Here is a 25,405-nt window from a genome sequence, read left to right as displayed (position 1 = left end):
GATATTTTAGAGTTGCTACAATAACTTAAAGAAGTATTTTGATACTTTCATAAAAAGTAGTTTCTTTGCAGTCCGATTTTTGGGGATTAGCTCAGCTGGCTAGAGCGTCCCGAAAGGCTTCGGGAAGGTCGTCTTCCCTGCCCGGTCTTTAACATATAACGATTGCACGGGGGATTAGCTCAGCTGGCTAGAGCGCTTGCATGGCATGCAAGAGGTCACCGGTTCGACTCCGGTATTCTCCACAGAAAACCACCGTTATAATGGTGGTTTTTTTTATGGGATGACCGCCCAAAGATGTCGTTGGATCTCGACAGATGCGTCACGCCCTGATAGGTGATTTGATCCTGTAGAGAGTAATGGCGCCTGCACCGTCAGGAAGCGATATTTTCCAGAAAAAGGCCTTTTTCGATGAAATCAGATGATTTTTCGTCGCCAATTGAATATCTTTCTTTCCTGACAGCGATTGTATCCCAATAAAACCGCTTAAATCTCCGAACTACACCCGCCTGAACGCATTTTGGAAAGGGCTTACCTAAGAAAAATGAAGCCTGTGACTGACAGGCAATAAAAAAAGCAAATGAAAAAAACACTAATGATTTTAATAAACTGTGCCCTAATATCCGGATTTTCGGCCAAGGCGCAGGAGAACGATAATCCCAAGGTCGTATTGATTACTTTAGATGGTCTACGCTGGCAAGAGCTCTTTACGGGAGCCGACCCGCTATTGGTGGCGAACAAAGAATACGTCAACGACACGACGGGGCTCAAGGATGAATTCTGGAAAGAAGGTGTCAGTGAACGTCGGGAAGCGTTAATGCCTTTTATTTGGACGAATGTCGCCGAAATGGGGCAAATCCATGGCAATCGGACGCTGGGTAGCAAGGTCGACCTGACCAATACAATGTGGTTTTCCTACCCGGGATACAATGAGATTTTGACCGGGAAAGCGGATGATGCCCGCATCGACAGCAACGATAAAATACCCAATCCGAATACGACCATTCTTGAAATCGCCAACAACGATCCAAAATACAAGGGAAAGGTAGCCGCTTTCGGAAGTTGGGACGTGTTTCCCTACATCGTCAATGAAGAGCGTTCGGGCGTGCCGGTCAATGCCGGCTTTGAACTGGCCCAAGGCGATAATCTAAGCGAGCGGGAAAAGTTCCTGAACGAACTGCAACCGAAGGTTCCGAGTCCCTGGGGTTCCGTACGGCTAGATGCCTTTACCCATTATTACGCATTGGAGAAGATGAAAAAGGATCATCCGGCACTTATTTACATCGCTTACGGGGAAACCGACGATTTCGCCCACGATGGGGATTACAGTGCCTATCTACAATCGGCAAAGACCACCGACGCCATGATCAAGCAGTTGTGGGACTTTACCCAAAACGATCCTTTTTATAAAGATAACACCCTTTTTATCATCACCACCGATCACGGCCGGGGCACGGAGCCCTTGAGAACATGGACGGGCCATGGGAGCGACGTAAAGGGCGCCGGAAGTGTCTGGATGATACTCTTCGGAAAAGACGTTGCCCCAAAAGGTGAGGTTTCGAAAGAAGAGCAGTTGTACACTCTCCAGATTGCCCCTACTGTTTTAGAAACGCTTTCGCTAACACGAGGTGATGCCAAAATGCAGGGAATGCCACTTCCACTTGATTGACCGAAATGATTATCAGATCGTATAATGCCAAGAAGGTTGCTGTAATGGCCACGCAAAAGCATAATGTAAAACCTGATAGCCATCTAAAAGTTTACCAGTCGTTTTCAGACTTCAGGGCTAAATCGCATTATTTGGTACACGGAACGCCATAGGTCGACAAAAACAACATATCAATAAAATTATTTTATGTTTTCTTCAAAAACTTATCTGAACAGACGCATGCACCTCAAAAGGACCCTAAAAACGGGATTGGTGCTTATGCCGGGCAACAGCGAAAGTCCGATGAACTATGCGGACAACTGGTATCCCTTTATGCAGGATAGTACGTTTCTGTACTACACGGGTATCAATTGCGTTTCCGATTTGTGGGTTCTGATCGATATCGACAAGGATCGCGACATCCTTTTCGGCGACGATGCCACCCCCGAGGAGATGGTGTGGACCGGGGCAGCGGAGCCTATGGTCGAGCTAGCGGAAAAATCGGGGATTACAATGGTCAGACCTTTGAGGGAACTTGAAACCTATGTGACAAAACGAAGACAACAAGGGCAAAAGATACACTTTTTGCCCCCGTATCGCGCAGCTCTTACCTTGCAACTGGCCGAACTTCTTGGCATGCGACACTCTGAAATAGCGACGAGCGCATCCGTAGATCTGATCAAGGCCGTCGTCGCCCAACGGGAGATCAAGTCCGATGAAGAGCTCCGTGAAATCGGCAAGGCGGTGGACACTACGGTTGCCATGCATACGCATGCCATTAAAAACTCCCGGCCCGGAAGAACCGAACTGGAAATTGCCGGCGAGCTGCAATCCATAGCCATCGGTGCGGGCGGAAATATCGCCTTCCCCATCATTTTGACCATAAACGGGCAGTATCTGCACAACCACCCCACGCAAAATAGACTCGAAAAAGGTGATCTGGTGCTCTGCGATTGTGGGGCTGAAAATACGATGGGCTACACGGGTGACATGACCCGTACTTTTCCCGCCGGCGAACGGTTCAGCGACCTGCAAAGAAACGTATATGATATCGTTCTGGATGCCCATAACACGGCCGTTTCCGGCCTCGAACCGGGGGTGATGTTCAAAGACCTACACCTATTGGCCTCCACAAAATTGGTGGAGGGCTTGACGCAGATCGGCCTGATGAAAGGCAATGCCGACGACGCCGTCGCTGCCGGAGCGCATACCCTGTTCTTTCAGTGCGGCCTAGGACATATGATGGGCTTGGATATCCACGACATGGAAAATCTGGGGGAACAGTACGTGGGATATACACCGGAACTAACGAAAAGTACCGAATTCGGCCTCCAATCTTTGCGTTTGGGCAAGGCCCTGCAAGAAGGCTTTGTGGTCACCGTGGAACCCGGACTCTATTTTAATCCCTTTTTGATCGACGCCTGGCGGGCGGAAGGCAGGTTTGACGATTTTGTAAACTACGATGCCGTGGAGAAAATGAAGGATTTTGGGGGAATACGAATCGAAGAAGATTTTGCTATCACGGCATCCGGAAGCAAACTACTTGGTAAAGCCCTAGCAAAAACACCGGAGGCTATTGAAGCGCTTAAAAATTCTTGATAATCCTTTTCGCGATGGTATCCAATAGCGTTTCCGGCAGGTCGTGACCCATGTTGTTCAACCAAAGGCTGTCGGCATCGGGAACGGTCTCGGCCATTTTTTCGCCGTGTGCGATGGGGATGACAGGATCTTGTTTTCCATGGACTACCAAGACGGGAATACGCAGTTGGGCCAGCGCATCATATCTTGAACCGGACTGCGCTATCGCCTTTTGATGGTGCCTGCCGGTCTTAAAACGATACCCATTTCGTTCGGTTAGGTTGTAAAATGCCGCTTCGGCAAGGGGTTCTACCGCAATATTGCCAGTTGCATCTCCCATCAAGATTTTCTTGTGGACGAGCTGCAGCTTGATTTTTCCCTTTTTGCCACTTAGAATCCCATGCTTTACCACGGCGCTGATCATCTTGGGAAGGATTTCCGGATCCGTTTGAGACAGGGTATCATCGAAAATGTTGGCCGATGACATAATGGAAGTCAGACTCAGGGTCCGCTCCGGATGTTCAATGGCTACCAACTGTGCAATCATTCCTCCCATAGAAGCACCCACGAAATGTGCTTTTTCTATTCCGAGGGTGTCCAAAATAACGAGCGGGTCTCGGGCCATGTCCGAAAGGGTGTACGGGTCTTTTCGGTCCCATCCCTTCTTCGAGGTGGTAAGGCCGGTACCACGGTGATCATAACGAACTACCCGATACCCGGCATGCGTAAATACGGAGATAAAATCCAAGGGCCAGCTTAATGCATCGTTGGCAGCACCCATTATCAGAACTACTGTGCCTTTATCGGTATCTTTGGGGTTGATGCTTTCGTACCAAACCTCCCAGCCTTGCGAGTTGGCAAACCCGATCTGGCCGGAAACAAGCTGGGGTGGAGGCTGCTTCATGACCCTCTTGATGGTGTTTTTTGATTCCTTATCTATTTTCGGAACCGAAACACAGGCGAAAAGCGCGACGCCGAGCAGCACCACTGACCCGACGGAGGCAATTCTCCGTAACGCAACAATTCGTCTCATTGTGACGAGGCGTCAAAAGAAGTCCACCCCTGCGCCTTCAGGGGTATCTTGGCATTCGCACGGGTAACCATATGCGCTCCTTCGGCATTATCGGTCATATGACCTATAATGCTCAAATTAGGATTACCTTTTATCTTATCGAAATCCTTTTGATCGATGGTGCACAAGAGTTCATAATCTTCCCCGCCACTCAAAGCGACCAAGGTACTATCGATTTTAAATTCCTCGCACGCAGTTATTACGGTTGGGTCCAAAGGAATCTTTTCCTCGAAAAGGTTACAGCCCACCTCACTGTTTTTACAGAGATGCAGGATTTCGGAGGACAGGCCGTCGCTGATATCGATCATCGCCGTGGGCCTCACTTCCAGTTTTTTAAACAGTTCGACGATATCCTTTCGGGCCTCTGGCTTCAATTGTCGTTCTACGATATAGGAATAGGGCGAGAGGTCGGGTTGGGAGTTGGGGTTCACCTTAAAGACTTCCTTTTCACGTTCTAGCACCTGTAATCCCATGTAGGCACCTCCCAGATCGCCGCTGACGACCAAAAGGTCGTTGGGCTTGGCGCCGCTGCGGTACACGATATCGTCTTCTTGGGCCTCCCCAAGGGCGGTGATGCTAATCAGCATTCCAGTAGTCGATGAGGTCGTATCTCCCCCGATGAGGTCTACCTTGAAAATTTGGCAGGCCAAGGCGATTCCCGCATAAAATTCCTCTAGGGCTTCTAGGGGAAATCGGTTCGAAACCGCAACCGAAACCGCGATCTGGGTGGCGGTGGCGTTCATGGCATAGACATCGGAAAGGTTGGCCATGACTGCCTTGTAGCCCAAATGCTTCAGCGGCATATAACTCAGGTCGAAGTGCACGCCCTCAACGAGCATATCAGTAGTAACGATTGTTTTTTTATCCTTGAAATCAAGTACGGCGGCATCATCGCCGATAGCTTTTAACGTGGATTCGCGCGAAACCGGGAAATTTTGGGTCAAGTGGTCGATCAATGCGAATTCACCCATTTCCTCGAGCGCGGTACGTTCTTGGTTCTTGTCTTCTAACATGGTGCAAAAGTAAGGCTATTTTCCCATATTTTTCGCTGATCGGCGCCCGCATCCCTATTGGTTTCGGCAAAGGACGACGATACCATAAAAAGGAGCACACGGTGTGCTTCCTATATAATTTCGTTTCGGGTATTGGACAAAAAAAACTGGAGCGGGCATGCTCCAGTTTTAAGTAGTTTAGACAATAAAAACTGGTTTTCCTTAGTGGGGAAAAGCGAAAGAAATTATTATCCTACCGAATATCCGTCTCTGTACGTACGCTTCACGTATTTATTGGCGGGTTCGAAATTGGTGATTTTCATGTTGTCGGCATCCCACTGAAGGCGCTTTCTGCCCCAGAACTGCTTGCCACCGCCCCAGAAGCTTTTGTTTTCAGCGCTGGGATCGACTTCGAAGTAGGATTTCAATGCCAGGTTACCGATCAGTATGCTTTCGGTAAATGGACCGGCATAATCAAAGGAAGAACTGGTCTCCGCATTGCCGTAGCCTGCCATACAGGCGTTGACCCACTGCAAATAGTGGCCTTCAGGTACCCGCGGGATGGTCTCTTTTACGTTGATCTGTTCGTTAAGGGTCAAAGGTAGTAAGCGTGGGTTCTCACCGTAGCAGTCCGCCAGCAATTTTCCATTGGTACCGATAAATAATACGCCGCCATCCCAGTTTCCGAAGGCCTCGTCGTCGCCCAGTTCGTCGGGTCTAGCGGGACGCAATCCCCCGTCCATCCAGCTCACATCGACACTGCCCTGCCCATCCGTCCTCGGATATTTCAGGTATATCGTACTTGAGTTCGGAAAACTCTTCGGGTAGTCGGCGGTCTCGAATTTTCCCTTAAAGGCATCGGATACACTGCATTCTACCGTAGTGGGGTATAGAATCGGGAGAATTCTATATACCGGGTCCATAATATGACAGGCCATATCGCCAAGGGCCCCTGTGCCGAAGTCGGACCAGCCACGCCAATCGAAGGGTAGGTAGGCATCGTTGTAATCCCGCTGCTCAGCAGTTCCCAACCACAAATCCCAGTTTAAACCTTTCGGTATTTTATCTTTTTTAGTCGGGGTTTCCAAAGCTTGGGGCCAGATGGGCCGATTGGTCCAGCAGTGTACGGTATGTACGTCCCCGATCAATCCTGCCTCATAAATTTCCTTCATTTTGCGCACCCCGTCCCCGGATCCGCCCTGATTTCCCATTTGGGTGACCACCTTGAATTTTTTGGCCGCCTCGGTAAGCATCCGGGCCTCCCAGATATCATGCGTAAGCGGTTTTTGAACGTAAACGTGCTTCCCCATTTCCATAGCCTTATAGGCTGCCGGGGCATGGTTGTGATCCGGGGTCGATACGGAAACGGCGTCTATGTTGTTTTTCTCCTTATCCAGCATTTCCCTGAAATCGTGATAATACTTGGCTTTGGGGTATGCCTCCCTAGCTTCGGCGGCCTGACGGTCATCTACATCACATAACGCAACAATGTTGACATTCGGACTTTCGGCAAAGGATGACAAATCACTTCTGCCCTTTCCGCCGACGCCAATGCCCGCAATGTTTAACGTGTCGCTGGGGGCCACAAATCCCGGACCGCCAAGTACGTGGCGGGGTACGATCATAAATCCGGCGGCTGCAAGACCAGAGTTTTTTACGAAATTTCTACGGGACCGGCCAGCAGTCTCCTTGCTCATTTTCTTTTTTGACATAATGATATTTGGTTTGTGAAGTACTGAAGTAGGGGACAAGTTAAATGAAATATTTTTAAATCCCAACAAAATAATTGCTGTACCCTACGCCATAGTGCGGACAATCCGCCATGCGTCGACTATAGAATTCCTTAATATGACTATTCGTTATAATATTGTTAGCGGGCATGGTCATGCCTTCGTAATAGCTTATATTTGTCCCGTATTATAAGTAATATGAAAGAACTATGATTCAAGTTTCCGAAACAGCAAAAAAGCGGGTGGTGAGCCTGATGACGGAAGAAGGTTACGACGCTACAAAAGATTACGTACGCGTCGGGGTCAAGAGCGGGGGTTGCAGCGGATTGAGTTATGAGCTCAGATTTGATAACAAGGTCGAGGGCTCTGACAAGCTTTTCGAGGATAACGACGTTCGTATCCTGATAGACAAAAAAAGCTTTTTATACTTGGTTGGCACCACCTTGGAATATTCAGGCGGGCTGAACGGTAAGGGCTTTGTCTTCAACAATCCTAATGCTCAACGAACTTGCGGATGCGGGGAGAGTTTTTCCCTTTAACAATGCAGTAATGTAACAATGGATCGATATAACCATTGTTTCATTTGCACTTCAAAAATTTGACAGACTAAACCATGGCATACACAGAAGAAGAACTTAAAAAAGAACTGGAAACCCAAGAGTACGAATACGGGTTTTATACGGATATCGAGTCCGACACCTTTCCTCCAGGGCTAACCGAAGAGGTCGTTATAGCCATCTCTAAAAAGAAGGAAGAGCCGGAGTGGATGACACTTTGGCGTTTGGAGGCTTTCAAATATTGGAAGGAGATGGAGGAGCCCGAGTGGGCCAATGTGCATTATGAGAAACCCGATTTTCAGGCGATTTCGTACTACTCCGCACCGAATAGCAAACCCAAGTACGACAGCCTGGATGACGTAGATCCTGAGTTGCTCGATACTTTCAAACGTCTGGGTATTTCGATAGATGAACAAAAGAAATTGGCCGGGGTGGCAGTCGATGTCGTTATGGATTCCGTATCCGTTGCCACGAGCTTCAAAAAGACCTTGGCGGAAAAAGGAATCATCTTCTGCTCCATTTCGGAGGCCATCAGGGAACATCCGGAACTGGTCAAGAAATATATCGGGTCGGTAGTCCCGAAAAGGGACAACTTTTATGCAGCCTTGAATTCCGCCGTCTTTTCCGACGGCAGCTTTTGCTACATTCCGAAAGGGGTACGCTGCCCTATGGAGCTTTCCACCTATTTCCGGATCAATCAAGCTGGAACGGGCCAGTTCGAAAGAACATTGGTCATCGCGGAGCCCGGAAGTTATGTCAGTTACTTGGAAGGATGTACGGCGCCCTCTCGCGATGAGAACCAACTGCATGCCGCAGTGGTCGAGCTGATCGCGTTGGACGATGCCGAAATTAAATACTCAACGGTACAGAACTGGTTCCCCGGTAATAAGGAAGGCAAGGGCGGGGTCTATAACTTCGTAACCAAAAGGGGGATGTGCGAAAAAAACGCTAAAATTTCCTGGACGCAAGTCGAGACAGGTTCTGCGGTGACCTGGAAGTATCCATCCTGTATTCTGAAAGGGGACAACTCCATCGGGGAATTTTATTCCATCGCCGTGACCAATAATTTCCAGCAGGCCGATACGGGCACCAAGATGGTGCATTTGGGCAAAAACACCCGAAGTACCATTATATCCAAAGGGATATCCGCAGGAAAATCCCAAAACAGTTACCGTGGACTGGTGCAGGTCAACAGCCGAGCCGAAAACGCACGAAACTTCTCGCAGTGTGATTCTCTTCTAATGGGCAATGATTGTGGGGCGCATACCTTCCCGTATATCGAGGCCAAGAACCGGACCGCGATGATTGAACACGAGGCCACGACCAGTAAGATCGGGGAGGACCAAATTTTCTACTGCAACCAGCGGGGAATCGACACTGAAAAAGCGATTGCTCTCATTGTCAATGGCTTTAGTAAAGAGGTATTGAACAAGCTGCCCATGGAATTTGCCGTGGAAGCGCAAAAGTTGCTCGAAATCAGTTTGGAAGGTTCCGTAGGATAGGTTTGCATTTGACGGATGACGGATGACGGATGACGGATGTTCGGAAACGGGACTAGAGTAGCAGGTTTGATTCAATTTTAAAAATCACGTAAATAAATAACATGTTAAAGATAAAGAACCTACACGCAAGCGTAGAAGGGAAAAAGATATTAAAGGGAGTCAACCTTGAAATCAATGCGGGCGAAGTACACGCCGTCATGGGTCCCAATGGATCTGGGAAAAGCACCTTGGCCTCGGTAATCGCCGGTAAGGAAGACTTTGAGGTGAACCAAGGTACGATTGAATACAAGGGCGAGGAATTAGACGATATGTCGCCCGAAGAGCGGGCCCATAAAGGCATTTTCCTTTCCTTTCAGTATCCGGTGGAAATACCCGGGGTATCGGTCACCAATTTTATGAAGACCGCCATCAACGAATCCCGAAAGGCCAGGGGCCAAGAAGACATGCCGGCCAGTGAGATGCTAAAGCTTATCCGTGAAAAATCGGAACTGTTGGATATCGACAGAAAGTTTCTTTCCCGATCTATCAACGATGGCTTTTCTGGAGGAGAGAAAAAACGGAACGAAATTTTTCAGATGGCCATGATGGAGCCCACGCTCTCTATCTTAGACGAAACCGACTCCGGACTCGATATCGATGCACTGCGGATTGTGGCCAACGGGGTGAACAAGCTGCGAAGCGACGACAGGGCGACCATTGTCATTACCCATTACCAACGGTTATTGGAATATATCGTTCCCGATTTCGTGCATGTCATCCTAGACGGCAAAATTGTGAAATCCGGCGGGAAAGACCTGGCCTTGAAACTTGAAGAGAGGGGTTACGACTGGCTTAAAGAAGAAATCGCAATATAGTATTAACGGACTGTCGGTTTGCGGTCCAATGCAATTTTGGCAACACTACCTAGTACTGACAACTTAATACTCATTACTCAATACTAATCAAAGTATGGATTTAAGAGACAAGTTAATATCATCGTTTATGGCCTTTGAGGGCAATGTCGACGTCGAGCATTCGGTGCACGACGTACGTACCCAGGCTATGAAAAATTTCGAAGCGAAAGGCTTTCCTTCCAAAAAACAGGAAGAGTGGAAGTACACCTCCTTGAACAGTCTTCAAAAAATCGATTTCAGTATTTTCCCGAGGGAAGAGAACACCTTGGAGTACAAAGACGTGAAGCAGTATTTCATTCATGAGATAGATACCTATAAGATTGTTTTTGTCGATGGTATCTACAGTTCCTACCTGTCCGAAACTACGCATGACGGCGTTGATATCTGCCTGATGAGTGCAGCCTTGACCAAGCCGATGTATAAACCGGTCATCGATGTCTATTTCAACAAGGTCGCTTCAAAAGACGAGTCCCTTACCAGTTTGAACACGGCGTTCAGTAGGGAAGGGGCCTATATTTACATCCCCAAGAACAAAATGCCAAAAAAAACCGGTGGAAATCATACATTTCGCCACCGGAAACGAGGCTTCCCTGATGCTACAGCCCAGGAACCTGATCGTCGTCGAAGAGAACGCCGAGCTTCAGGTTATCGAAAGACACCAGAGCCTGACATCCAATGAGGTCTTGACCAACTCGGTAACGGAGATTTTCGCGGATAAAAGCGCCATTGTCGATTATTATAAAATCCAAAATGATACCGCTAACGCTAATCTGATCGACAACACCTATATCGATCAAAAGGACAAGAGTGTTGTGAAAATCCACAGTTTCTGTTTCGGCGGAAAACTGACCCGGAACAACTTGAATTTCTATCAAAACGGGGAATACATCGATTCTACCATGAAAGGGGTGACCATCTTGGGAGAGAAGCAGCACGTGGATCACCATACCTTAGTACACCACAAACAGCCCAATTGTGAAAGCCATCAAGATTATAAGGGCATCTACGGAGAGAATTCCACCGGAGTTTTCAATGGGAAGATCGTGGTCGATAAAATTGCCCAAAAGACCGATGCCTTTCAACAGAACAACAATGTGCTGATGAGCGACAAGGCTACCATCAACTCCAAGCCCCAACTTGAGATTTTTGCCGACGACGTAAAATGTTCCCACGGTTGTACCATTGGCCAGTTGGACAAGGAGGCGCTTTTCTACCTCCAGACCCGGGGTATCCCTAAAAAGGAAGCACGGGCCCTCATGATGTATGCCTTTGCAAATAACGTACTCGCCAGCGTCCGCATTCCGGAACTGAAGGTCCGGATCAATAAGTTGATCGCCGAGAAATTGGGAGTTAATTTGGGGTTTGAGCTTTAAAAAATTTTCAAGAGAAGGGGTATTTGACCGAAACCAATTCTCCAAGGTTCGGATATCATTTTGGAGGTTTTGCGGAAATCCCGATAGGAAATAGGCTGTCTATCAATCCCGAACTGTTGTATAGCTCAATAGGGTTCGTTTTCGAGTATTCAGAGAATGCCCGACCTAACCTTGAAAATCCCGGCATGAGTGATATGTATTTGAAATCAACTCAACGGTTCAACTATCTGGCAATACCCCTAGGGTTCAGCTTTCATTTCGACCGGAATTTGAACTTGCAGATAGGTCCGTAAATTTCTTTCTTAATCAATTCGGTAAGTAAACTTAAGCACTCTCCTGTAGCGGTCGAACCAAGAAACTCGTATTCCGGAGATTTTAGACTTGATTACGGGGCGTTATTGGGAGTGGGCTACAATCTAGATGAACGAATCTCCTTTCGACTTGACTACTATCACAGCCTCCGGGATATTTATAAGGGAGAAATCGCAAAATTGCAAAATTTCCATCGAGTCCTTCAACTATCTTTGGGATACTTTTTCCCTTAAAGAAAACAACTGACATCCTCTCTGCGATTAAAAGTTTACTCAATATCTTTGCGTACTATGAAGACTACTAGATTAAACATCCAAAAAATCCGAAAAGACTTCCCCATCCTTAACCGAAAGGTTAATGGAGAGCCCTTGGTCTATCTCGATAACGCCGCCACTTCGCAGACCCCGAAACAGGTCATCGATGCGATAGTGGATTACTACTCCAACTACAACGCCAACATCCATAGGGGCGTTCATGCGCTTTCGCAAGAGGCTACGGACAAATATGAGGAGGCACGGCATACGATTCAACAGCATTTCAACGCGGAAAAGGCCCAAGAAATAATTTTCACATCCGGTACGACCGATGCCATCAACCTTGTCGCAAACGGGTTTACCGAATTCCTGGAAGAAGGAGACGAGATATTGGTTTCCGCCATGGAGCACCACTCCAATATCGTGCCCTTACAAATGCTGTCCGAACGGACCGGGGCGCTTCTAAAGGTAATTCCGATGAATATAGAGGGGGAATTGCTGATGGATCAATACGATGCCTTGCTTTCCAAAAACACCAAACTGGTATTTTGCAACCATATTTCAAATGCTTTGGGCACTATAAATCCCATTGAGCAAATCATCCGCAAGGCGCACAAGGTAGGAGCTGCAGTACTGATTGATGGTGCCCAGGCTGCCCCACACGTCAAGGCCGATGTTCAGGAGCTTGATGTTGATTTCTATACGGTATCCGCCCATAAAATGTGTGGACCTACCGGGGTCGGCGTGCTTTATGGAAAAGAGGATTGGCTCAATAAATTGCCCCCATATCAGGGCGGAGGTGAAATGATCGCCGAGGTTACTTTTGAAAAAACCACCTACGCGGGCCTGCCCCATAAATTCGAAGCCGGTACGCCCAACATCTGTGGCGGAATCGCTTTCGGTGCTGCGTTGGATTATATGAACGCCATTGGTTTTGAGGCCATCGCAGCGTATGAACATGAAATTTTGGAATACGCCACCCAAAAGTTGTTGGAAATTGATAATCTCAAGATTTACGGTACCGCTAAGAATAAGACGTCCGTGATATCCTTCAATGTGGAGGGAATCCACCCCTACGACATCGGGAGCATTCTCGATAAATTGGGAATTGCTGTCCGTACCGGCCATCATTGCGCTCAACCGGTAATGGATTTCTACAAGGTTCCCGGAACGGTACGGGCCAGCTTTTGTTTTTATAATACAAAGGAAGAGGTCGATGTATTGGTAAAAGGACTAAAAAGGGCCGTAGCGATGCTCAAATAGTTTCCGGCCCGATACAAAGGCAAAACCATTAAGGAAATACTTGGAAAATTGGATTCCTGAAATTCCGGCCGCAGGTATTTTTCCGTCTTACTTGTTGAAGGCTGACGGGTAATCGACAATTTTTGACATACTTATTCAAATCTATGTTCTGTTATCGCAAAGCTTTCATAAACCTTTGACATGCAGCCCGACTTATCGTATTTTTGCATAAATGAACGGAATGGAAATCAAGGAAATACAGCAGCAAATCGTCGATGAGTTTTCCATGTTCGATGATTGGATGCAGCGGTACGAATACATGATCGATCTGGGCAAATCCCTACCGTTGATCGAAGAGAAATATAAGACCGAAGATAATATTATAAAGGGGTGTCAGAGCAAGGTTTGGGTACACGCCGAACTGGAAGATGATAAGCTTGTGTTTACAGCGGATAGTGATGCTATTATAACAAAAGGTATTATTGCGATTCTGGTGCGGGCTTTCAGCGATCAAAAGCCCCAGGATATTATCGAGGCAGACACCCAGTTCATTGACGATATCGGGCTGAAGGAGCATTTGTCTCCCAATAGGGCAAATGGTCTGGTCAGTATGATCAAACAGTTAAAATTATACGCGGTGGCCTATCAGACACAGCTAAATTAGTTTGTGGGTTTATTTCGGCCTTATGGCCTAATTTATGAGTTGATATGTCTCTCGTAAACTCCGCACCCTTGTTAACTATATAAACTTTTTCAAAATGAGCGAAGAAACAACAATCGAGACACAAGAACTTGGCGAAAAAATTGTCACAGTTCTAAAAACCATATACGATCCTGAAATTCCAGTGGATATTTATGAACTGGGATTGATTTATGATGTTTTTGTAAACGAAGACAACGAGGTGAAGATTCTTATGACCCTGACCTCCCCCAACTGCCCGGTGGCCGAATCGCTGCCTGCCGAGGTGGAAGAGCGGGTAAAATCCTTGGATGTGGTCAAGGACGCCGAAGTAGAAATGACTTTCGATCCACCTTGGAGCCAAGATTTGATGAGTGAGGAAGCCAAATTGGAATTGGGAATGCTCTAAGTATCCCATTTGCCTCAATTGTATCAAATTCCCCTTGTCGCGTGCGGTGAATCTGGGGAACGTACTTCCCTTTAAATGCCTTGTGATCTTGCTCTGGGGACTCTTGTCGGATTTCCGGAAGCCAAAAGTTTTTTCAAAATTCAAACTAAAACGAAATGTCCGAACCTATATTGAACAGAGTTGCCCAAAGCAAACTTGTTACCTTCAATCTGGAGGATTACTATCCCGAAGGACAACGAATCCTCTTGGACATCAAGGATTGGCTGTACGAGGGATTTATCCTTAGGGAAAAGGAGTTCAGAAAAGAAATGGAGAAACACGATTGGTCACAGTACCAAGACGCCTTTGTAGCGCTGCATTGCTCTTCGGACGCCATCGTACCCGGATGGGCCTATATGCTCGTGGCCACGAAGTTGCAGCCCTATGCCTCAAAAATCGTTCAAGGCAACCTCGAACAGCTCGAGACCTCGCTATACCAATCGGTCATTGAACGTCTTGATATATCCGAATTTGAAGACCGTTTAGTGATTATAAAGGGTTGTACGAATAAACCCGTGCCGTCCAACGCCTATTTGATGATAGCCCAGAAATTACAATCGAACGTCAAATCGCTTATGTACGGCGAAGCTTGCTCTTCAGTTCCTCTCTTTAAAAGAAAGTAAAGCCTGATAATCAGATATTTATACCCTTAATTACTTTAGGTTTTATTGGTTTGTTAATGGTAATGTCGTAGTTTTGTGCGCTTAAATTCAAAACACTTATAAATGGAAAAAGTTTTACTTACTTCTTTAGCCTTTTTTACAATGGTTGTAGGTTCGGCACAGACCCTGGAAGACCTAAAGGCTGAAAAAGCGGCAAAAAAAGATTCTATTAACGCCATTCAGGGTAGGGTAGATGAACTGCAAAATCAAATTGACACCTTTCCGGGATGGAAAATAGGGGCCTTCGGTACCATTGGTGCCAATATTTCGAGTTTTAACAATTGGTATTCCCAAGGGGTGCCCAATAATTCATCGGGTAACATCGGGGTCACCGTAAACGGATTTGCCAACCTCGATCGCGAGAAGTTTTTTTGGAAGAATTCTGGAAATGTCAACCTGCAGTGGGTGAAATTGGACAATAAGGATATCGAAACCGACAGCGAAGACTTCGAGGGCACCACGGACGTCTTTACCCTCACCTCGCTCTACGGATACAAACTGAGCGAAAATTTCGCCATCTCCGCCCTGGGGGAATACCGCACTTCGATCATCAACAATTTCAACGATCCGGGCTACCTCGATTTAGGTGTAGGTGCAACTTGGACACCTATCGAAAATTTGGTCGTCGTCATGCATCCCCTGAACTACAACTTTGTGTTTACGGATACTGAAAATATCTATGAGTCCTCGGCAGGTGCCAAAATCGTGGCCGATTATACCAGAAAGTTCGGTAAGCTGAACGTTAAGTCCAACTTCTCGACCTTCCAAAGTTATAAAAGTTCGAACTATTCTAACTTCACCTGGGTAAATTCCTTGGGCTATACCATTTGGAAAGGAATCGGACTCGGTTTCGAATTCGGTCTAAGAGGCAACCATCAAGAATCATTGGCCAATGCCTTGGCCCAAGAGCCGCTACCGATACCGGAACCAACTTTCGAAAACACCGACAATGATCTTCAGACCTATTGGCTATTCGGACTGAATTATGCCTTTTAGTTTTAGCGCGGCTAAAACGTGCCTATTTGAAAAGCGTGTCCGCCTGCCTATTCACCTAAACCTTTAATACGTTACTAGACGGTAGAACGTAAGACTTTAGACTGGCGACTTTTCTATAAAATGGACGGCCTTTTCAAGAAATTTTAGTTGTTTGTCCTAAATCATACACTCCCACTTCGATTTAGGTTTCGAAATGGACAAGCATTCTATTTGGAAAGTTGCGAAATTGAAAAGCCCTCCGGTCAGGAGGGCTTTTCCTTTAAAGAATGGTTGGTCAAGTTTGGTTACACAGTCAGTTATAAGTCAAACTTTACTTCCAGTGCCTTGCCATCGGCAAAGCACTAATTTTCAAATACAAAGTGAAAGTAAGCCAGTATTCGACGAACGGTAAATATTTGTTGTGAAAAGGCCAATAGCTGTTGTGAAAACTGTTAAATTCATTTTCTATCCAAAAAGACGGTATTTTACGCCGACGGTACGTTGAATACTACCATTTGCACATTTGCCGTTTAGCTTCGAGAATATCGAGTTATATTTGAGTAACTTAGAACCTATTGCTTGGAAGCTGTTTTGAAGTATTTCAATTATTTATGTCCCTTTTTACAGGCTCATGCATTCGCTAGCTTCTCTGCCCAAGGCCAATTCGTTGACCTTCTGCTACCGGTCCCATTAAAATCTTAGACCGATGCTATGGCTATGTTATAGGATTTTGCCTAAAACCGCTTTATAAATGACCTTAAAAAATTCTAATCACACCACTCAAGACAGTCTTATAGTCGTTTATAAACATAATTTTGAATGGGTTTTCGAACCATGAGCTGGAGAATCTTAATCTAAAACATGAGAAGATGTTAGAAGCCGTAATCGTTGACGATGAGAAAAAGGCCCTACAGAGCTTGACCTGGGAATTGACTAACTTCAGCGATGAAATAGAAGTCAAGGCCTCCTTTACGGATCCCTTTGCAGCTTTGGAATATTTGGAAAAGAATACCCCGGACTGCCTTTTCCTGGATATTGAAATGCCGACAATGGACGGGTTCCAGTTTATTAAAAAGTTGACGAACAAGAATTTCCCGGTAGTCATCACCACCGCTTATAATCAATATGCCATTAAGGCCTTGAAGAACGAAGCCATCGACTATCTTTTAAAGCCTATAGACGCCGATGATCTTAGGGAGACCATTGTCAAGATAAGGAAATACAATGCCAAGAACTTTACGGCGGAAAGGCTCGAAAAAATTTTAATGAACTTTAATGCCAACGCCAAGCACAAGAAGATAACCTTCAATACTGACGGAAAGCTGGTCTTTTTAGAGAGCGATGACGTACTCTATGCTGAGTCTGACGGTAATTATAGTACCATTTTTTTGGCGGATGGCAGTAAAATGGTGCTGACCAAAAAGTTGAAGGAGGTTAATGAAATTTTGCCGGAAGATTCTTTTTTCAGAATACACAATTCCTATATAATCAATCTTGGCAAAATTAAGGAGTTTCTAAAGACCGATGGTTATGTCGTTTTACAGTCCAACCACAAAATTCCCGTGTCCCGACAAAAGAAATCAGGATTTTTAGATATGTTGTAGCCTTGATTACATGCGATTCCACCTATTTATTAACGTAGCCTTCCCCCGTACTTCGTTTCTGCCTATCGCGCAACTTGGTGCTTGTCTTGGTTTTTTATTTGTTTCTATCGGAAGTTATTCCCAATCCTTGCCTGATGCGTTTCTGGAAACGGTGGATAGTTTGGTCCAGGCCAAACCGACCGGCTTTTCCGACATCCATCGAATATTAGGTCCGAATAGAGCGGACACCCTGATGATGCGCCATATGGCCAATACCTCAGCCATCAACCAATACGCGGCCGGACAATCTTATGCGCTTAACGAACTCGGTAGGGCCTATCGCAACATCTCAAGATATATTGATGCTGTTACCCTCCACCGAGAGGCTCAGGCCGTTGCCGAAAAGGCCGACAACCTTGAGCTTAGGGTGTATAGTCTGAACAACCTTGGGGTGGTCTACCGCAGAATATCCTCCATTCGCATGGCCATGGACTTCCACCAAAGAGCACTTGAATTGGCACAATCCGTTAAAAATCCTTCCAGCAGCTTAAAGCGGAGCATCAATGTATCATTGAACGGCATCGGCAACCTATATGCCATGCTCGAACAGCACGATGAGGCGATCGACTACTTCGAAAGATCACTGCAGCTCGAAGCGGAACTTGGAAATACACTCGGGCTAGCGGTCAACCAGCAAAATATCGGGAAGAGCCTTGAAGACCAAGGTGAACTCGATCAGGCTTTAGAGCGATACCAAATTTCATATGCCTATAATGATGAAATCGATAATGACATGGGCCGGGTAATCTGCAATACCAGCATCGCACGCATTTACTTGAAACAGAACAGGACAGAGCAAGCTATTACATTACTGGATCAGACCCTTCCGGTGGCAGATCATCTGGGTGATGGATTTTTGGTAGCCCCCGTGTATATAGACTTAGGATGGGGCCAGATGCAACTGGGCCAATACGATAAAGCTGAAAAAAACATGCTTCAGGGCCTTGAATTAGCTCAAAATTCGGATTTGCGGGCCAGTTCGGCCCGGGCTAAACATCTCTTGTCCCAACTGTTCGAAAAAAAGGGGGACTTTAAAAAGGCACTTGGTTTCAAAGTGGAAGCAGACAGTATCGAAGAAGAAATCCTGAGCGAGGGAACGGTACGCTATGTAAACGACGTACTCTTTCGATACAACACCCAGAAAGCCCAGAACGAAATGGAATTGCTGGCGCAAGAGAACAAGATGTACCAAATGGAACTGCGTACCACTCGTACCACCTTGCTGATCAGCGGTATCGCCTTAGCCTTGTTAGCCGGTATTTTCTACATTCTATACCGGCAGTATCAACTTAAGAACGAAAAGAAAGTACTGACCTTGGAACAGAGCATGCTCCGTAGCCAAATGAATCCGCATTTTCTGTTCAATTCGCTCAACTCCATCAAACTGTATATTATTAATAACGAGCAGAAAAACGCGGTGCACTATCTCAACAAATTTTCAAAACTCGTGCGTAAGATCCTAGAGGCATCTTCGGTGCGCGAGATACCCTTGGCCGAGGAGCTGGAAACCGTGGAACTTTATATGATTATAGAGAACATTCGTTTTTCGAATGAAATCAATTTCAACATTCATGTCGATGAGCATATTGATACCCATACCGTCCGGATTCCGTCCCTGATTTTACAGCCTTTTCTAGAAAACGCCCTGTGGCACGGATTGTCGAGTAAGCAGGGTGAAAAGAATATTAATGTGCATCTCTCAAGCGACAGAAAAGGATATATAAACATTGCCATTATTGATAATGGAATCGGTAGGACAGCGGCCGAAAAATTGAAACGCAACAAGGTGCTTAAACGCAACTCCGTGGGCATCGACATCACGCGGGAGCGCTTGGCCAATTTCGCCAAGGAGTATCAAAATCCGTTTTATCTTGAAATTGTAGATCTCTACGACGATCGAGGCGAGGCTAGTGGCACCAAGGTCGTGATACATCTGCCTACAACTTGAAACACTCCCAATGTCATGGAACAATTCGCAAAAAAATTGAGGAAAGGGTTGGTCGAATGGCTGGAAAGGTCGTGGCACCCTTACGCACTAACCATCATGGGTTAATCCCAATTTTGTTCGCGCCGCTTTTGCGGCCCGGCCCTTGAAGCTTAATATTGGAATGTTATTTTGGCTATTAATGAGCATGCTGCATCATACAAGTTCTTCTGCGACCTGTTCCAATTCTTCATACCAATCGGTGCCGAACTTACGGATTAGCGCTTCTTTCACGAACTTGTAAATCGGCACTTGCAGCTCAGTCCCCAAGGCACATGCCGGGTCACAGATATGCCACTTGTGGTAGTTTACTGCCGTTAGCTCGGAGTATTCCTTTACTCGAACCGGATAGAGATGGCAAGAGACCGGCTTTTTCCATGCAATGGCCCCTTGCTCATAGGCCTCCTCGATTCCGCACTTCGCAGTCCCGTTATCGGAAAAAGTCACGTAGGCGCATTCACTACCGTTGACCAACGGGGTTTCCCATTCCCCATCCTCCCCCTTGACAAAGGCACCTTGTTCTTCGATAGCATCGATGCCCTCTTGCCTTAAAAACGGTTTGACCTCGGAGTAAATATCCACTAGAATATCCGTCTCACTGTCCTCGACAGGAGCTCCCGCGCTACCATCGATACAACATGCCCCCTTACATGCACTAAGGTTGCAGACGAAATCTTTTTGGATAATATCTTCGGATACTATACTTTTTCCAAGCTGGAACATCGTAGGCTTTTTAGAGGATACAAAAATACGTTTTAAGAAGATTGATTAATGCATTGTACGGAGAGATATTTCTGGTGGATAATCGGAAATCCATAGAAATAATCTTAGTTTTGCACGATTTTTAACTTTCTAGTGCAACGGGTGCCGTCCGCTTTTATTTTAATGGGTTTAATACCTCCCAAGAGCGTTGCCCTGGAAAAACTGTACCTAGTTTTCCCCTGAGGTTTAATACTTATAGTTATCAATGATGGATATGAAATTTAATTTTGATTTTCGGGAAATAGCTACGGCGACCATGGTTCTGTTTGCGGTCATCGATATACTGGGAAGCATCCCGATCATAATAGGGCTGCGGCAGAAGGTCGGACATATCGAATCGGAAAAAGCTTCGGTGGTATCTGCCGTTATCATGGTGGCATTTTTATTTGTTGGCGAGGAAATCCTAAATTTGATTGGGATAGACGTGAACTCCTTTGCAGTGGCAGGGGCTTTCGTAATCTTTTTCTTGGCCATTGAGATGATCTTAGGGGTAACTCTCTACCGTGATGAAGAGGCGGAGAGCGCCTCGATAGTACCAATCGCCTTTCCCTTAATAGCCGGTGCGGGTACCTTGACAGCCATTTTATCGCTTCGTGCGGAGTTCCAAGTAGAGAATATTATCATAGCCATTGTCGCAAATACTATCTTTGTATATTTAGTACTGAAGTCCTCTAAAAAAATCGAGAAGGTGTTGGGTAAAAACGGGCTAAGTGTTATCCGTAAGGTTTTTGGGGTCATTTTGTTGGCCATAGCGGTAAAATTGTTTGCGACGAATATTAATCAGTTGTTCTAGCACTGGATTTTTCCATGCGGGGAGAAATTAAAATTAGAAACTGTTTTGAAATGCGCAGAAGGGGTTGCAAAAAATCAGTGGTTGTCCGCCAATTACCTAATCGATGAATGTGACATAGGGCGTTAGGAATTAAGACCTTTGGCTTTCCCATCAAATGCGGCGCTTTTCAAAATATTTAGTCCTTTGACTTAATTAACAGCGTTTTACATCGGGTTTAGGTTTCAAAATGGATAAGTTTAAAAAAACAAATGATATAATTTAAAACAGCTTTCTAAGCCATAATTACAAAATCAAGAATCAAAAGATGAACAGAACGCTCAACATAATTCTAATAGTTTTGGCTTTGGCGCTGATTGCTTTCAACGTTACGATGGTAGATTTTCAAAATCCGTTTCAGGGGGATAGCGTTATTGCGTTAATCGGCATCGTTGCTCCGCTCTGTGCTATCGCCCTACTGCTCATCTTTAGGGTGAGCAAAAAAATTCAGCGAAGAGTCGATGGGAAGTAGCTTGCTAATTGTGTGCCCCGATAGCTTCGGCATCGCGTTGTCTGACGACGGGCTTGTCCAAGTCTAGTACTTTCTTGAGCATGGCGTCTTCCGAACCTTTAATCTTGGCGTGGACGTTGGCGTTAAAAAGTTGCTCGGCCAAAGCCGCCTTTAGGTACACTTTCAAAGATTTCTCATAATCATAGAAATCCATTTTCAGGTTCCGTTGTAGGGAGTAATCAACAAAATTCTGGAAGAGAATGTCGTCAACGGAGAAATCCGTAACAAATCTCTGCTCAGAATAGTCCGCATATTGATCTCTATTCCCGTCCAAATGTTCAAAGATGAAATAGGAGAGCCATCCGTAGCTGTCCATACTTTCTACGGCTTCCTCTTCATTTGAACCAATCGGTACAAAAACGTCTGGAATAATACCGCCCCCGCCATAGACCACCTTCCCCTTTGGAGTCGTAAACTTTAAGGAGTCCGCGACCTTGATGCTATCGACGGAAAGCATTTCCCCGTTGTGATACCGGTCGGTGAAGGCCCTATAATAATCTTTAGTCCCATTGCTATAAGGTTTTTGAATACTACGGCCGGTCGGCGTATAGTATCTGGACACGGTCAGTCGTACTGCGGAACCATCGCCCAGCTCCATTTCTCGCTGCACGAGTCCCTTTCCGAAAGAACGACGCCCCACAATTGTGCCAATATCGTTGTCCTGCAGGGCACCCGCAATAATTTCGCTTGCCGAGGCCGAACGCTCGTTAATCAGAACGTAGACCGGTTTATTTTCAAAACTTCCCTTTTCCGTAGCGTGAATTTTATCAATTTTCCCCCTCTTGTTTTTGGTGTAAAGAATGAGTTTGTCATCCTGCAAAAATTCATCGGCCAATTTTTCGGCTACCCCAAGATAACCTCCCGGATTGTCGCGAAGGTCTAAAGTAAGCTTTTCTGCACCGCGTTTCTGCAGGGAGCGTAGGGCGGACTTAAATTCTTTATAAGTAGATTCCGCAAATCGATTGATTTTGATGTAGCCCATATCATCGGTCATCATATAATAGGATTCCACACTTTTAATGGGTATAACCTCGCGCTTGATGTTGACGTTAAAGGTTCTATCGTCATTCTTACGATAAACTTTGAGTTTTACCGAACTGCCTTTCTTGCCTTTTAGTTTGTTCACAATGGCCTGACTAGCAAAATTTTTGCCAAAAAGGGTGTCCTTATCGGCCATGAGAATACGATCTCCGGCCTTGATCCCGTTGCGGGAACTGGGACCTTTGGGGATGGCACGTATCACTGCAATGGTGTCTTTGTAAGGGTAAAAATTGATGCCGATTCCTACAAAATCCCCTTTCATGTTCTCGCTGACTCTTTCCAGTTCTTCTTTGGGAATATATACGGAATGCGGATCTAATTTTTCCAATATCTGGTTGACCGTGAGGTCTACGATGCTGTCGGTGTCCACATCATCTACATATTCATAGTCGATAAAATCGATTAAACGATTGAGTTTATCTTTCTTTGAGTTTGAGGTAAAAAACCTTTCTGGGGCGTCGTTGAAATGTAATTTGCCTCCTACAAAAATGCCCAATGCCATCGCAGCGGCAATAATCGTAGGCCACAAATAGCTATATTTTCGTTTCATAGGTTTTAGGCGTAGTTGATCACGACTTTCGATTATCCCTTGACTTACCGCAATGCGGAAGACTCGATTTCCGGCAGGTGCACCAATTCGACTCCTGCCCGCTTAAGAAAGGTTAGTCCTGACCCATCCTTATAAGCTGTTTGATATACCACTCGGTTTATTCCGGATTGATGAATCAGTTTGCTACATTCCCGACATGGCGATAATGTGATGTAAAGCGTGGCGCTTTGGCAAGACTGGGTGGAGGCGGCTACTTTGCTGATTGCATTGGCCTCAGCGTGCAAAACGTACCATTTGGTATATCCCAAGTCGTCCTCACAAAAATTTTCGAATCCGGTGGGAGTGCCATTGTATCCATCGGAAATGATCATCCTATCCTTTACGATAATGGCACCTACTTGTCGACGTTCACAATAAGAAAGCTTGCCCCATTCCTTGGCCATGCGCAAGTAAGCCTTATCGTATTTTTCTTGTTTACTTTCTCTCATTCCGTTACGGGAAAGAGTACTAAGGTAGTTGCTTTGGTTCTAGCTCACAATAATATGGGGTTAATTTTACGTGAAAATCGACGTGAGAATTAGACAAATGGAAATGTTTCCATCATCATGGGTAGGGTCAAAAGAATAATCAGGATAGAAAACACCGATATAAAAGCATTGTGCCTTATTTTAATAAACGAAGTTATGAGCTGTGAGATAAACAATACGGAGAGAACAATGATTATCTGGGAAATTTCAATGCCAGCGGCAAAACCCAATAAGGGGGGTGCCTTATCTTCTACTTCGGCCACAAGCATTTTGAAATAATTACTGAACCCAAACCCATGAATTAATCCGAAAAAGGCCGTGGCGAGCGCATGAAGCCAAATATTGCTGCTTTTTTTGCCCGATTTTACGTATAAAAGGTTTAGTACGGCGGTCATCAAGATGGTAACGGGTATCGAAAACTCGATAAGCCCTACATCCATAACGATCAGGTTATAGGAGCTTAAGGCCAATGAAATACAATGGGTTATGGTAAAGACCGTGGCGAGCACGACCACCTTTTTCCAACTTTTAAAGGTAAATGGCAAGGATAGGGCGGTTAGGAACAGAATGTGGTCGTAAGCGCTTAGATCTAGAACGTGTTCCAGGCCCAGCTTTACATAGAACGGCAAATCATTCATGTGGCTTGTTTATATTGTTTGCTTATCCGATGCCACGTTCAGCTTGAATTTCCTCGTAGGCCTTTTGCACTTCCTTGAATTTTTCTTCTGCACCTTGTTTGATGGCTTCATTTTGGGTATTGACCCGGTCGGGATGGTATTTTTTGGCCATGTTGCGATAGGCTTTTTTTACCTCCTCATCGGAAGCCGTTTTTTCGATTTCAAGGATTTTGTAAGCATTGTCGGCCGATTTGACGAACATCGCCATAATACTCTCGAAATCGCGCGCCCCGACCCGTAGGTACCCTGCAATCTCCTTTATTTTCCCGATTTCGGCATTACTGACCGCCCCGTCAGCCTGTGCGATTCCGAAAAGAAAGTGTAATAATTGGAGGCGGACCTCATAGCGGGTCCGTTGATTGAGGAAAGAACAGATCCGTCGGGCCGAAATTTCCCGTTTTTTGACAACCTCGTTAAATGTTCTGAAAATGGCGTTGGCCTTGTCCTTGCCATATGTGCTGAGAAAGTATTGGCGCACGTAGTCCATTTCACGCTGACTTACCTGTCCGTCTGCCTTGATGACAAGCGAACAGAGCGAAAGTAGGTTCAATTCGAAATCCGCGGGGGAGACACTCTGTCTGGTCATGTCGTCGAACATGGTCTGTGCCCCGCCGCCCTTACGACTTAAATTATCGATGAAGCTCCCCACTAAAAACCCGAGAATCGCTCCGGGAAACCGAAAAAAGTAATATCCTACGATGGCCGCGAACCATTTAATCATGTTGTTCCAAAATTTGGGCAAAGGTACTGAAAGAGAAGTAAAAGTAAGGCAGAGAAAAACAGGGGGCATTTCCGGTAATCCAATAATCTCGAACTACGGTGGCGGCAGTACCGATGATATCGGCGCTGCAACGATTGCGGTCTACTCGAAACGCTGTCCGAGGAGCGCAACTAAACCGTTGCGGCAGGCTGTCGGTCGCGAATCGAGTGCACAACTTCGCTTAAGGGGTCAAAGGGAATGCTTCGT

General features: G+C 45.9%; 23 protein-coding genes, 1 tRNA gene and 1 pseudogene. 17 read left to right on the top strand and 8 right to left on the bottom strand.

Going from position 1 to position 25,405, the window contains the following annotated elements; all coding sequences use genetic code 11:
- Positions 1 to 168 precede the first annotated feature (168 nt).
- From RQM65_RS08630 to RQM65_RS08620, 3 genes are all read left to right on the top strand, one after another.
- Positions 169 to 242, top strand: a tRNA-Ala gene (locus RQM65_RS08630).
- 335 nt (positions 243 to 577) lie between these two features.
- Complete coding sequence (locus tag RQM65_RS08625; protein WP_314014205.1) at positions 578 to 1,666, top strand: sulfatase-like hydrolase/transferase; 1,089 nt, start codon at positions 578 to 580, stop codon at positions 1,664 to 1,666.
- Positions 1,667 to 1,852: 186 nt separating this feature from the next.
- Positions 1,853 to 3,244 carry an aminopeptidase P family protein gene (locus RQM65_RS08620; protein WP_314014203.1) on the top strand — a complete coding sequence of 464 codons (1,392 nt, stop codon included), beginning with the start codon at positions 1,853 to 1,855 and terminating at the stop codon, positions 3,242 to 3,244.
- On the opposite strand, the gene RQM65_RS08615 is transcribed toward RQM65_RS08620, so the two are convergent.
- From RQM65_RS08615 to RQM65_RS08605, 3 genes are all read right to left on the bottom strand, one after another.
- The gene (locus RQM65_RS08615; protein WP_314014201.1) at positions 3,231 to 4,256 is read right to left on the bottom strand and encodes an alpha/beta fold hydrolase; all 1,026 of its coding nucleotides are present in this window, start codon (positions 4,254 to 4,256) and stop codon (positions 3,231 to 3,233) included. The two genes, RQM65_RS08620 and RQM65_RS08615, sit on opposite strands and share 14 nt — an antisense overlap.
- Complete coding sequence (thiL, locus tag RQM65_RS08610) at positions 4,253 to 5,308, bottom strand: thiamine-phosphate kinase (protein ID WP_314014199.1); 1,056 nt, start codon at positions 5,306 to 5,308, stop codon at positions 4,253 to 4,255. Before thiL ends, RQM65_RS08615 begins: the two co-directional genes overlap by 4 nt.
- 227 nt (positions 5,309 to 5,535) lie before the next feature.
- Entirely contained in the window at positions 5,536 to 6,999 is a 1,464-nt protein-coding gene (locus RQM65_RS08605; protein ID WP_314014197.1) for a Gfo/Idh/MocA family protein, read from the bottom strand.
- Between the two features lie 227 nt (positions 7,000 to 7,226).
- Here RQM65_RS08605 and RQM65_RS08600 point away from each other — a divergent pair, with 227 nt between their 5' ends.
- The 12 genes and pseudogenes from RQM65_RS08600 to RQM65_RS08550 all read left to right on the top strand — a co-directional run bounded on the left by RQM65_RS08600 (position 7,227) and on the right by RQM65_RS08550 (position 19,505).
- Positions 7,227 to 7,556, top strand: a complete 330-nt coding sequence (locus tag RQM65_RS08600; protein WP_314014195.1) for a HesB/IscA family protein — start codon at positions 7,227 to 7,229, stop codon at positions 7,554 to 7,556.
- Between the two features lie 74 nt (positions 7,557 to 7,630).
- Positions 7,631 to 9,076, top strand: a complete 1,446-nt coding sequence (gene sufB, locus RQM65_RS08595) for a Fe-S cluster assembly protein SufB (protein ID WP_314014193.1) — start codon at positions 7,631 to 7,633, stop codon at positions 9,074 to 9,076.
- A gap of 101 nt (positions 9,077 to 9,177) precedes the next feature.
- A complete protein-coding gene (gene sufC, locus RQM65_RS08590) occupies positions 9,178 to 9,930 on the top strand; it encodes a Fe-S cluster assembly ATPase SufC (RefSeq protein ID WP_314014191.1) in 753 nt (250 codons plus the stop codon).
- Positions 9,931 to 10,024: 94 nt separating this feature from the next.
- Positions 10,025 to 11,342, top strand: a pseudogene (gene sufD, locus RQM65_RS08585) (Fe-S cluster assembly protein SufD).
- A 23-nt stretch (positions 11,343 to 11,365) separates the two neighbouring features.
- Positions 11,366 to 11,635 (top strand): outer membrane beta-barrel protein, encoded by a 270-nt coding sequence (locus tag RQM65_RS18915; RefSeq protein ID WP_432279842.1) that lies wholly within the window; start codon positions 11,366 to 11,368, stop codon positions 11,633 to 11,635.
- Between the two features lie 309 nt (positions 11,636 to 11,944).
- A complete protein-coding gene (locus RQM65_RS08580; protein ID WP_314014189.1) occupies positions 11,945 to 13,171 on the top strand; it encodes an aminotransferase class V-fold PLP-dependent enzyme in 1,227 nt (408 codons plus the stop codon).
- A 220-nt stretch (positions 13,172 to 13,391) separates the two neighbouring features.
- Complete coding sequence (locus RQM65_RS08575; RefSeq protein ID WP_314014187.1) at positions 13,392 to 13,814, top strand: SufE family protein; 423 nt, start codon at positions 13,392 to 13,394, stop codon at positions 13,812 to 13,814.
- 94 nt (positions 13,815 to 13,908) lie between these two features.
- Positions 13,909 to 14,238: an SUF system Fe-S cluster assembly protein gene (locus RQM65_RS08570; RefSeq protein ID WP_314014185.1), complete on the top strand. Its 330-nt coding sequence runs from the start codon at positions 13,909 to 13,911 to the stop codon at positions 14,236 to 14,238.
- A 155-nt stretch (positions 14,239 to 14,393) separates the two neighbouring features.
- Positions 14,394 to 14,900 carry a DUF2480 family protein gene (locus tag RQM65_RS08565; protein WP_314014184.1) on the top strand — a complete coding sequence of 169 codons (507 nt, stop codon included), beginning with the start codon at positions 14,394 to 14,396 and terminating at the stop codon, positions 14,898 to 14,900.
- Positions 14,901 to 15,002: 102 nt separating this feature from the next.
- Positions 15,003 to 15,935, top strand: coding sequence for a DUF3078 domain-containing protein (locus RQM65_RS08560; RefSeq protein ID WP_314014182.1), 933 nt, complete (start codon positions 15,003 to 15,005; stop codon positions 15,933 to 15,935).
- Positions 15,936 to 16,783: 848 nt separating this feature from the next.
- Complete coding sequence (locus tag RQM65_RS08555) at positions 16,784 to 17,518, top strand: LytR/AlgR family response regulator transcription factor (RefSeq protein WP_314014181.1); 735 nt, start codon at positions 16,784 to 16,786, stop codon at positions 17,516 to 17,518.
- A gap of 127 nt (positions 17,519 to 17,645) precedes the next feature.
- On the top strand, positions 17,646 to 19,505 hold the full coding sequence (locus tag RQM65_RS08550) for a tetratricopeptide repeat-containing sensor histidine kinase (RefSeq protein ID WP_314014179.1): 1,860 nt from the start codon (positions 17,646 to 17,648) through the stop codon (positions 19,503 to 19,505).
- Between the two features lie 192 nt (positions 19,506 to 19,697).
- Here the strand turns inward: RQM65_RS08550 and RQM65_RS08545 are convergent, their stop codons facing one another.
- The gene (locus tag RQM65_RS08545; RefSeq protein WP_314014177.1) at positions 19,698 to 20,264 is read right to left on the bottom strand and encodes a DUF3109 family protein; all 567 of its coding nucleotides are present in this window, start codon (positions 20,262 to 20,264) and stop codon (positions 19,698 to 19,700) included.
- Between the two features lie 253 nt (positions 20,265 to 20,517).
- Here RQM65_RS08545 and RQM65_RS08540 point away from each other — a divergent pair, with 253 nt between their 5' ends.
- Positions 20,518 to 21,096: a MarC family protein gene (locus tag RQM65_RS08540; protein ID WP_314014175.1), complete on the top strand. Its 579-nt coding sequence runs from the start codon at positions 20,518 to 20,520 to the stop codon at positions 21,094 to 21,096.
- 304 nt (positions 21,097 to 21,400) lie between these two features.
- The gene (locus RQM65_RS08535) at positions 21,401 to 21,604 is read left to right on the top strand and encodes a hypothetical protein (RefSeq protein WP_314014173.1); all 204 of its coding nucleotides are present in this window, start codon (positions 21,401 to 21,403) and stop codon (positions 21,602 to 21,604) included.
- Between the two features lie 4 nt (positions 21,605 to 21,608).
- On the opposite strand, the gene RQM65_RS08530 is transcribed toward RQM65_RS08535, so the two are convergent.
- The 4 genes from RQM65_RS08530 to RQM65_RS08515 all read right to left on the bottom strand — a co-directional run bounded on the left by RQM65_RS08530 (position 21,609) and on the right by RQM65_RS08515 (position 25,159).
- Entirely contained in the window at positions 21,609 to 23,234 is a 1,626-nt protein-coding gene (locus tag RQM65_RS08530) for a S41 family peptidase (protein ID WP_314014172.1), read from the bottom strand.
- A 44-nt stretch (positions 23,235 to 23,278) separates the two neighbouring features.
- A complete protein-coding gene (locus tag RQM65_RS08525) occupies positions 23,279 to 23,722 on the bottom strand; it encodes a deoxycytidylate deaminase (RefSeq protein WP_314014170.1) in 444 nt (147 codons plus the stop codon).
- 89 nt (positions 23,723 to 23,811) lie between these two features.
- Complete coding sequence (locus RQM65_RS08520) at positions 23,812 to 24,399, bottom strand: HupE/UreJ family protein (RefSeq protein WP_314014168.1); 588 nt, start codon at positions 24,397 to 24,399, stop codon at positions 23,812 to 23,814.
- Between the two features lie 22 nt (positions 24,400 to 24,421).
- Positions 24,422 to 25,159, bottom strand: coding sequence for a TerB family tellurite resistance protein (locus RQM65_RS08515; RefSeq protein ID WP_314014166.1), 738 nt, complete (start codon positions 25,157 to 25,159; stop codon positions 24,422 to 24,424).
- Positions 25,160 to 25,405: the final 246 nt, after the last annotated feature.

This window comes from Pricia mediterranea, from assembly GCF_032248455.1.
Taxonomy (GTDB): Bacteria; Bacteroidota; Bacteroidia; order Flavobacteriales; family Flavobacteriaceae; genus Pricia; species Pricia mediterranea.
The sequence above is the reverse complement of the archived record's forward strand: the minus strand, read 5'-3'. Positions and strand labels throughout refer to the sequence as shown.